The sequence below is a fragment of the Blastomonas sp. CCH1-A6 genome (assembly GCF_001556365.1).
Classification (GTDB): domain Bacteria; phylum Pseudomonadota; class Alphaproteobacteria; order Sphingomonadales; family Sphingomonadaceae; genus Blastomonas; species Blastomonas ursincola.
Genome location: NZ_LSIS01000472.1, coordinates 1 through 9363, shown reverse-complemented (window position 1 = coordinate 9363; position 9363 = coordinate 1). Strand labels below are relative to the sequence as shown.

The following is a 9363-nucleotide window of genomic DNA, read 5'->3' as shown; positions in this document are numbered from 1 at the left end:
GCTCAACGCGCTGCTGACCCCGGTTCTGGGCGCCGGCAATTTCGTTGCCGAGGTCTCGACCGAGATCAACATGACCGAGCGCCAGGCGACCACCGAAAGCTTCCCTGCCGATGAAGCGCGGGTGAAGAGCGAGCAGACGTCGATCTCGACCGAGACCAGCCCTGCTCCTGCCGTAGGCGTCCCCGGCGCGCTGGCCAACCAGCCTCCCGCCGATCCCAATGTCACGCCGCAGGCCGGTGGCCAGCTGACCGGCGCGGAAGCCGCCGCTCCCGGTGCGCCGACCACGCGCAACGAGCAGACCAACCGCAATTTCGAACTGGGCCGCCAGATCGCGGTGACCAAGGAGCCTTCGGGCAAGGTCACCCGCATCTCGGTCGCCGTCGCGGTCAAGAACCTGCCGGGCGGCAAGGAGCGCAGCCCGCAGGAAATCGCGGCCATCGAGGCGCTGGTCAAGGGCGCGATCGGCTTCGATACCGCGCGCGGCGACCAGGTTGCGATCTCGTCGCGCAATTTCGAGCCGGTCACCAAGGTCGAGGAGCCGTTCTACGAAGCCAGCTGGTTCAACATGGTGGTTCGCAACGTTTCCGCGCTGCTGGTGGCGCTGGCGCTGATCTTCGGCATCGGCCGCCCGCTGCTGAAGCGCTACACCCGCCAGAAGGCCGATGAAAAGGCTGCCGCAGACGCGGTCAAGGCGGCGGAAACCGGCGAGCTGCTGTCGCAGGCGCTCGGAACCGACGGCAAGGACGCTGCCAATGGCGGTGGTGCAGCCGCCCGCACTCCCAAGGAGAACGAACCGGTCACGCTCGACATGATCAATGCCGCTTCGACCTATCAGGAGCGCGCGCTGCTGATCCAGAATTTCGTCCGGCAGAATCCCGACCACGCCACTCTGGTGGTCCGCGAGCTGCTGAAGGGCAATGCCGACGCTGGCAAGGAGCCTGCCAATGCCTGATGTTCTCGACACCATGGCCGAAGAGGGCGGTGCCGCCGCTCCCGCACGGCGCCCGATCCCTGGCCAGCAGGCCGCAGCGATCCTGATGCTGCTGTTCTCCGAAGAGCAGGCCGCCGAGATTCTCGCCCGGCTGGAGCCCGAGGAAGTCCGCCAGCTCAGCGAGATGATGTACACCGTCGCCGATATCGGTGCCGAGGACATCAACGAAGTGCTCGACATGTTCATCGACAAGGCGCGCAACCGCACGATGCTGGGCTACAAGGCCGAAGAGCAGATCGAGGGCATGCTGAAGCGCGCGCTGGGCGACCGCCGTGCCGAAACGATGCTGACCAAGATCGCGCCGAAAAAGGCCGGTGGCGGGCTCGAGGCGCTCAAGTGGATGGACCCGGTCGAGATCGCGCTGCTGGTCGAGCATGAACACCCGCAGATCGCGGCGGTGGTGCTGTCGTTCCTCAAGCCTGAAATCGCCGCCAATGTGCTGCAGCTGCTGCCCCCCGAAGCGCAGGAGGATGTCGTCTTCCGCCTTGCCACCCTGGGGCCGGTGAGCCCCGAGGCGATCGAGACGATCGAGGCGCTGCTGGTCAACCAGGCCGGAGCCCCGCGCAGCGGTGGCGGCGCATCGTCCTCGGGCGGCACGTCCGATGCGGCGGCGATCATGAACATCATCAACAAGCGCGAAAGCCAGCGCATCATCAAGGCGGTGACCAAGCGCGACAAGGATATTGCCCGGCGGATCGAGGACGAGATGTTCGTCTTTGCCGATCTTATCCGGCTTGATGCCAAGGATCTGGGCACGTTGGTGCGCGGGCTCGAATCCAAGCTGCTGGTCCCCGCGCTCAAGGGCGCCGAAGACAAGCTGCGCGACAAGATGTTCGGCTGCATGTCGAGCCGCGCGGCGCAGTCGATCGCCGACGAGATCGCCGATCGCGGCCCGATGCCGATGTCCGAGGTGCTCGAGGCACAGCGTGCGGTCATCCAGGTGGCCAAGCGCATGGCCGATGCCGGCGATATCGTGATCGGCGGAGGCGGCGACGAATATGTCTGATCGTCCGATCTCCATCACGCCCACCGGCGAGGCGCAGTTCATGCCGGTCTGGCAGATGCAGCCCGCCGCCAGCGCCTTCCGTCCGTCGCCGATCTTCTCGTCGATGGCCGACCTTGCCGAAGCCGAGCTTCATGCCGAGCCGATGGATTTCGGCGAGGAAGACGGGTTCGATGGCGACCTGATGGTCGAGACCGGCCCGTCGCAAGACGAGCTGCTGGTCCAGGCCTATGAGCAGGGCGTTGCCGACGGCATCGCCCAGGCCCAGGCCGAGATGCAGGCGAGCGACGCTGCGACCCAGGCCCTGGCCCAGGCGATCACCGCGCTGCGCCCGCAGCTGTCGCAGGGGCTTTGCGCGATGCTGCTGCATGCAATGAAGCAGATGCTCGAACGCTCGAGCGGATTTGCCGAACCCGACGCTGCCGTGCTCGAAAGGCATTGCCGTTCGCTCGCCACGCTCGTCACCCGCGACATGCGCGGCAGCGCGCTGCACCTCCACCCCGATGACCTCAAGCTGCTCGGCGATGCCGAATGCGGACTGGTGCTCACCGCCGATCCGTCGATCCGACGGGGTACGGTTTCCTTGAACCATGCCGATGGCTGGATCGAGCAGGGCACCCAGCCGATGCTCGATGCGCTGCAGGGCCTGATCGACGATCTGGAGGGCGACCAGTGATCGCGGCACAGGAAGAGGCGGTTCGCCAGTTCACCGACAAGATCGCCGCGCTCGAGGCAGGGCCGCGCCGCGTCGGCCGCCTGGTCGCGCACGAGGGCGGCATGCTCGAAGTCACCGGTTTCGATTATCCGATCGGCTATGGCGGGTCGGTGCGCGCCGCCGATGGCCGCCGCATCCGCGCCGAGATCGCGGGTTTTCGCGGTTCGCGCGCGATGATGGTGCCGCTGGAAAGCGATGCCGCGCTGCGCAGCGGCGCGCGCGTGGAGCCTGACGCCCAGGCGAACATGGCGGTGGTCGGCGATGCTTTGCTCGGCCGGATCATCGGTCCGATGGGCGAGCCGCTCGATGGCCTCGGCCCGATCATCGCGCACGACCGCTGGCCGCTCGCTGGCAAGCGCGAAAATGTGCTCAACCGCGGCCGGGTGACCAAGACCATTGACCTTGGCGTGCGTGCGATCAACGCGCTGCTGACGGCAGGCCATGGCCAGCGCATCGCGGTGGCGGCAGGTTCGGGCGTTGGCAAATCGGTGCTGATCGGCCAGATCATCGGCTTTGCCGAGGCGGACGTGATCGTCGTCGGACTGATCGGCGAACGCGGCCGCGAGGTCAGCGATTTCGTCGAGACCAAGATGTCCGGCCCGATGAAGTCGCGCACCGTGACCGTCGCGGTCCCGGCGGATCACAGCCCGATCCTGCGCCTGCGCGCCGCGTTCCGCGCGACCGCGATTGCCGAATATTTCCGCAAGCAGGGCAAGAAGGTGCTGCTGATCATCGACAGCCTCACCCGCGTCGCGCATGCGCAGCGCGAGATCGGCCTGGCGCTGGGCGAGCCGCCGACGATGAAGGGCTATCCGCCTTCCGCACTCGCGCTGATCCCCAAGCTGGTCGAGCGCGCGGGCAATGACAAGGAAAGCGGCGGATCGATCACCGCGCTCTACACCGTCCTCGCCGATGGCGACGATCTCGACGACCCGGTGGTCGATGGCGCACGCGCGATCGTCGACGGGCATATCATCCTGTCGCGGTCGATGGCCGAGCAGGGCATCTTCCCGGCGATCGACATCGGCAAGTCGCTGAGCCGCGTCGCGACCGACATCATCTCCGACGAGCATCGCCGCGCGATGGCGAATTTCCGCCGCATCTGGTCGGCCTATGAGGAAAATCGCGACCTGCTGCTGATGGGCGCCTATCGCGAGGGTTCGGACGCGAATATCGACGAGGCGGTGGCGCGCCGGCCCGATCTGCTGGCGTTCATCCGCCAGGGGCCGCACGACCGGATCGATCTCGACGAAAGCGTCGCTGAACTGCTGCAGAGCTTTGGCGCATGAGCCTGAAGCCCAAATCCTGGAAGCGCGTGCACGCGGTCCGCGAGGCGCAGGTCAAGCTCGCCATCGGTGCGGCGGCCACGGCGCAGCGCAACGAGGCGGTGCTGCTGAACAATGCCGAGCGCCTGAAGCGCTTGCGCGACAATGCATTCGATGCCGGGCACTGCCAGAATGGCGCAGCACTCCATGCGCAGCTCGAGCTCGCGCAGCGGCTGATCCGCGCCGATGGCGAGATCAATGTCGCGCTCGGCCGGGCGCGGCAAGCGCTTGCCCAGGCAGAGCGGCAACGCACTGCCGCCTATATCGACCGTGAAACCACATCCAAGCTGCTGGGCAGGGCCATCGCGGCGGCGGACGAGACCGCCGAGCGCAAGGCCGCGCGCCTGCCGCTCAAGAGAAAATATCCCAAGGAGGCAGAGGAATGAGCCAGGACATGATGCAGGCCCTTTCAGGGTCGTCGCTGCTTTCGCTTTCAATTGGCACGCTTCCTGCTGTTAAACCGGGCATGAACCTGGACGCCAACCCCTTTGCCAGCCAGCTGGCGCTGATGACCGGAACGGATGGATCCGTTGCGGGCATGATTGCGCCCGTCGCGGTCGCGCAGGGGGCGGGCGAAGGCGCTTTTGCCACAACGCTCGCTGACCTGGGCGAAGCCGCGCCGGTGGCACCACCGTCCGGCGAGCCTGTTCGGGTCACGCTGTCCGAGGCCACCAGGCCGGCGGTCGCACTGCAAGCGCCGGTCGTCGTCGCGGTTCCCGAAGAGGCGAGCGCCTCGCAGCTGATCGAGGCGGCGCTGAGCGGTGCTGCCACCATCACCCAGGCCCCGCGCGCGCACGACCTGCCGCACACCGCGCCCACCGTGACACTGCCCATGGAAGGCACCGAGGCTGCAGCCCTGGCCGAACAGACCGGTGCGCAACCCGCACTGACGGTGCAACCGCTGCCGCACGCGTCGGAAGTGCCCCATCTCAGGAACCTCATCCGCGCCGATGCCCCGATGCCGATCCGGGCACAAATCCAGGCCGAAGCCGAAACCGGAGCGGATATTGCTGCACCCGCCACGCCCGTCGCAGTGCATCTGCGCGAGCATGGCGAAAGCGCCGACAAGCCTGTCGCTGGCGAAACGATGCCGTTGCAGGCCCCGGTCATCGCTGTCGCACCGGCGGCGCCGCGTCCTGAAGCGCCGGTGACCGATCTGGAAACGACCGGCATCGCTGCGGACGCTTCGCTCGAAGCGCCGCGTCATGCAGCCGCGCCCAAGGTCGCAGATCAGCCAAAGGCCGTGCCGGTCGCGCATTCCGCAGCCGCACCGCAGGTCGCGGCAACGCCGCTCCAGCCCGCCGATAAGGCGGCAGCGATCGTCAGCCCGCAAATCCAGTCGGCCCAGCCGATGGTCGATCCTGCCATTGCCGCGCAGCCGCAACTGGCTGCAAGCCTGGTGGCGCCGAACGTAGAAGCTTCGCCCGTCACCCCGTCCGCCGACATCGCTCAGCCCGAGCCGGTGGCGTCTGCGGGTGCCCGGCCTGATCCGACGCAGCAAGCCCCGCATGTGCGCAAGGCGAAAATCATGCGCGAAACGGTCGAACCGGTTCAATCCCATGGACCCGATGCGCCGATCGTCCAGCCGATCGCCACTGCAGCGGCTGCGCCCGCCGCACCGGTGGCGGCCGAGCCGGCAGCCATCGCCGCAACCTCTCCCGCCGCACCCCAGCGCACCGTCACCGATCGCGCACCTGTCAGCGCCCCGGTGAGCCACGCTGAGCCCGGCGCCGCTCCTATCGCACCGCGGTCGCTCGAGACGCCGCCCGCCGCGCAGCCCGTCGTGGCTCAGGCGCCGGTCGCGGCCGTTGCAGCGCAGCCCGTGGCCGAAGCCGCCCCGGTGGTCGGCGAGACGCCTGCTGCAGGTGACGGCGCCCCCGCCGCTGCGGCCCAGCCCTTGGCAGCAGGCACGCCTGCCACCGCACGTCCGCTTCCCAATGCCGCTGCGCCCATCGAACCGCGCCAGCAGCCGACCGCGCCGCAAGTGACCGTACCGACGGCGACCGCGCCCGATGCCTCGCGCGTCGCGCAGGCCGCTCCGATGGCCATGGCCGCCCCGGCTCAGCCGCAGGCATCGCGTCCGCAAACCAGCACGCCTGTGCGCCGCGCGCTCGACGCTGTCGTACCGACGCCACGATCCGCCGATCTCCGCTCGGCGATGATGGAACGCGCCGAAATGTCCATCGAGTCCGCTACCTCCAGCCTGGCGGCCGAGCCCGCCGCGCCGACGGTGACGGAAGCCATGCCCCCCGCATGGGCTGCCGCGCTCAACGCGGTCAACGCGCCGGTCCAGCAGGCAAGCGGTGCTGTCGCGCCGCAGGCCGCCGCGCAGGCGCAGCTTCCGGTGCACAATCTGGCCTTCGACGCGGGCTTCGTCGCCGGGATCGAGAGCCAGATCGCCAAGCTGGCAGATGGCGGGCAGATGGTGAAAATCCAGGTCATGCCCGAGCATCTGGGCCGTATCGATATCGAGATGCTCGCCGGACCCGATCGCGATCAGGTGCGCATCGTCACCGAGCATGACGCGGTCCGCGACACGCTGGTCAGTTCGCAGCATCGGCTCGAGCAGGACCTGCGCAGCCAGGGCCAGCGCAATGCCGAAGTGACCGTCGAACTGCGCCAGCAATCGCCGGGTACGCAGAACGGATCGGCGCAGCAGCAACAGCAGCGCGGCCAGTCGGGCGCCGAAAGCGCCTCTGCCCGTGACGCGGCGCAGCGCCAGCCGTCCGCCGACCAGACGTCTGATGCCAACCCGGCACCACGCCGTCCGCGCGGCAATGTCCGCTACGCCTGAACTTTTTAACGCATGAAATTCTCTTGAGGGAACCGAGAAATGGCTGAAACCGAAAAGGAACCGAAGAAGAAGGGCGGCATGGTCAAGAAGCTGCTCATTCCGCTTGTCGCCGTGCTGGTGCTCGGCGGTGGCGGCGCGGCTGCAGGCTTTTTCGCTGCCGGGATGATCGGTGGCGGCGAGCATGAAGACCCCAATGCGCCCAAGGTGGTGCTGAAAGACGGCACGACCGTGTCGGCCAAGGCGGCCGGGCTCAAGCAGGTCGCCTCCGGCAGCCATCTCGATGCCAAGTTCAAGGTCACCTATCTGCCCATCGAGGAGCCGTTCACCGCCAATCTGCGCGGCGGCGGCGGCTTTGCGCAGATGTCGCTCGCGGTATCGACCTATTTCGACGAGAAGGTTCCCGCCGCGCTGACCGAGCACAATATCGCGATCCGCTCGGCGATCCTGCTGGCGATCAGCGATTTCGACCCGATCCAGCTCGAGACGATCGAGGGCAAGGAGCAGCTCAAGGGCCAGCTCAAGAAGGTGATCAACGACGTCCTGGTCGACAAGACCGGATTTGCCGGCGTCGAGGACGTCTATTTCACCAGCTTCGTGGTCCAGTAAGCCAAGGCCTTTGATCCGATGAGCAGCAGCGAACTTCTTGATGGCGCAGAGGGCATGACCGCGGGTGCTGGCGAGCGCCGCCTGGCCGAGCACAGCTTTGCCAAGGCCGATGCCGACCAGAAGACGGTCGTGCCGGTGCTGCGCCGGGTTGCGCGATCGCTCTGCACGGGCCTGCGCCATGCGCTCGAGCCGATTGCCGGGGTCAAGCTGCGCGTCGATGCCCCCGATGCCGAATTCACCCAGTTCGATGTCTGGTGCGACCGCCAGGCCGAGCTGGTCAGCATCAGCCAGTTCCAGCTCGCGCCGATGCAGGGCCGCGTGCTGCTGAAGATGGAGCCGGTGTTCGTCTCGGCGATGCTCGACGCGTTCTTCGGCGGGGCACCGCGCGAGATGGCGTCGCCCAAGAAGGAATTCACCCAGACCGACATCCGCCTGATCGGCCGCATCGCGCGCGTGATCGGCGAGCGGCTGGGCGCATCGTGGAACGAGGTTGGCAATTTCGCCTGCCATGCCGCAGGCCATTCGACCACGGTCGATGGCGCGCGCATCGCCGCGCCGCTGGCGCGCATGGTGGTGCAGCGCTTCCGCATCACGCTGCCCGACAATATCCGCTACGAACTCGAGCTGGTCTATCCGCTCGACGGGCTTCAGGCGGCCGAACAGTGCCTGACGCCCGCCGGCATTGCCGACGACCAGATGCCCGATCCGGCCTGGCGCGACCAGATGTCCAAGGCGCTGGCGCATGTCACGCTGCCCGCGCGCTCGGTGCTGGCACGGCCCGTGCTCACCCTGCCGCAGCTTGCCGAGCTGAAGCCCGGCGATATCATTCCCATTCCGCCGGCGCGCAACCTGCCGCTGATCATCGGCGACCGCATCTTCGCGCGCGGCAGCCTGGGTGAACAGAACGGCCTGGCCGCGTTCCGCATCGAAACCATAGAAAGAGGATAAGCCCCATGAGCGACATGACCGAAGCCCCGATGCTGAACGGACCGGCAGACGCGATCGACCTGGGCGGCAACGGATTGCACGAGGCGGCAAATCATTACCGCTTTCTGGCCGACATCCCCGTGCGCCTGTCGGTCGAGGTGGGCAGCGCCTCGCTGCGCCTCGCCGAAATCATGGAGCTTTGCGAGGGATCGGTGGTCGAGCTCGACCGCCAGGCCAATGAGCTTCTCGACATCAACGTAAATGGCACGCTGGTTGCAAGAGGGGAAGTCGTGACCATCGATGGCCGGTTCGGAATCCGGGTGGCCGAGGTGGTGTCGAAGAACGTCGGCCACGCACGGGTCGAACGGCGCATCTGACCGGACTGCTCCAGTCCCCGTCGCCCGCGCCGGATCATCCGGCGGCACGGCACAGGGAATTGGAAGCGGACCGGAATGACTTATTACATCATCAAACTGCTGATCATGCTGCCGGTGATGGGCGGCATGATCTATGGCAGCCTCTGGCTCTACCGCAAATACCAGCCCGGCATGATGGCCCGGCTCGACATGGCCGGCCCGCAGCGCGAGCTCAAGGTCACCGAGACGGTCAGCATGGGCGTTTCGGGCAAGCTCGCCGTGGTCGAGTTTGCCGGACAGAAAATCCTGCTTTCGGTAACGCGCGCGCGGATCGACACGATCGCCAGCGCGGATGCCGGAACCGGTCCGGCCAGCGCTAACCTCCCCCCGGCGGCGCTGGCCGGACATAATCGCGATCTGCTCGCCGCCCTGCGGGAGCGCGGCGCATGAGCTTTCTTCGGACCATGACCCGTTTGTCCCGAGCGAAGTCGAGGGACGTGATCGGAACCGGTGCACCTACGTCCCTCGACAAGCTCGGGACAAACGGATGGGGGCGTCAGCTCGCTGTCATCCTGGCAAGCTTGGCAATCCTGATTTCTACCCCCGCCATGGCCCAGCAGGCCCAGGCCCCGGCTACACCCGCCGC

At 67.3% G+C, this 9363-nt stretch carries 10 protein-coding genes; all 10 read left to right on the top strand.

Annotated features, from left to right (window positions below; all coding sequences use genetic code 11):
* On the top strand, positions 1–952 hold a 952-nt coding region (locus AX735_RS21090), incomplete at its 5' end, for a flagellar M-ring protein FliF C-terminal domain-containing protein (protein WP_446471842.1).
* 13 nt (positions 953–965) lie between these two features.
* Positions 966–1997 carry a flagellar motor switch protein FliG gene (fliG, locus tag AX735_RS21085; protein ID WP_066284470.1) on the top strand — a complete coding sequence of 344 codons (1032 nt, stop codon included), beginning with the start codon at positions 966–968 and terminating at the stop codon, positions 1995–1997.
* On the top strand, positions 1990–2670 hold the full coding sequence (locus AX735_RS21080) for a FliH/SctL family protein (protein ID WP_066284467.1): 681 nt from the start codon (positions 1990–1992) through the stop codon (positions 2668–2670). The genes fliG and AX735_RS21080 overlap by 8 nt, the downstream gene beginning before the upstream one ends.
* On the top strand, positions 2667–3998 hold the full coding sequence (locus tag AX735_RS21075) for a FliI/YscN family ATPase (RefSeq protein ID WP_137776088.1): 1332 nt from the start codon (positions 2667–2669) through the stop codon (positions 3996–3998). Before AX735_RS21080 ends, AX735_RS21075 begins: the two co-directional genes overlap by 4 nt.
* The gene (locus AX735_RS21070; RefSeq protein ID WP_060979444.1) at positions 3995–4420 is read left to right on the top strand and encodes a hypothetical protein; all 426 of its coding nucleotides are present in this window, start codon (positions 3995–3997) and stop codon (positions 4418–4420) included. The genes AX735_RS21075 and AX735_RS21070 overlap by 4 nt, the downstream gene beginning before the upstream one ends.
* Positions 4417–6828: a flagellar hook-length control protein FliK gene (locus AX735_RS21065; protein WP_082751238.1), complete on the top strand. Its 2412-nt coding sequence runs from the start codon at positions 4417–4419 to the stop codon at positions 6826–6828. The genes AX735_RS21070 and AX735_RS21065 overlap by 4 nt, the downstream gene beginning before the upstream one ends.
* 39 nt (positions 6829–6867) lie before the next feature.
* Positions 6868–7434, top strand: coding sequence for a flagellar basal body-associated FliL family protein (locus AX735_RS21060; protein WP_066284460.1), 567 nt, complete (start codon positions 6868–6870; stop codon positions 7432–7434).
* Positions 7435–7452: 18 nt separating this feature from the next.
* A complete protein-coding gene (locus tag AX735_RS21055) occupies positions 7453–8382 on the top strand; it encodes a FliM/FliN family flagellar motor switch protein (protein WP_066284457.1) in 930 nt (309 codons plus the stop codon).
* A gap of 5 nt (positions 8383–8387) precedes the next feature.
* Positions 8388–8738, top strand: coding sequence for a flagellar motor switch protein FliN (fliN, locus tag AX735_RS21050; RefSeq protein WP_066284455.1), 351 nt, complete (start codon positions 8388–8390; stop codon positions 8736–8738).
* Positions 8739–8813: 75 nt separating this feature from the next.
* Entirely contained in the window at positions 8814–9167 is a 354-nt protein-coding gene (locus AX735_RS21045) for a flagellar biosynthetic protein FliO (RefSeq protein ID WP_067512944.1), read from the top strand.
* Positions 9168–9363: the final 196 nt, after the last annotated feature.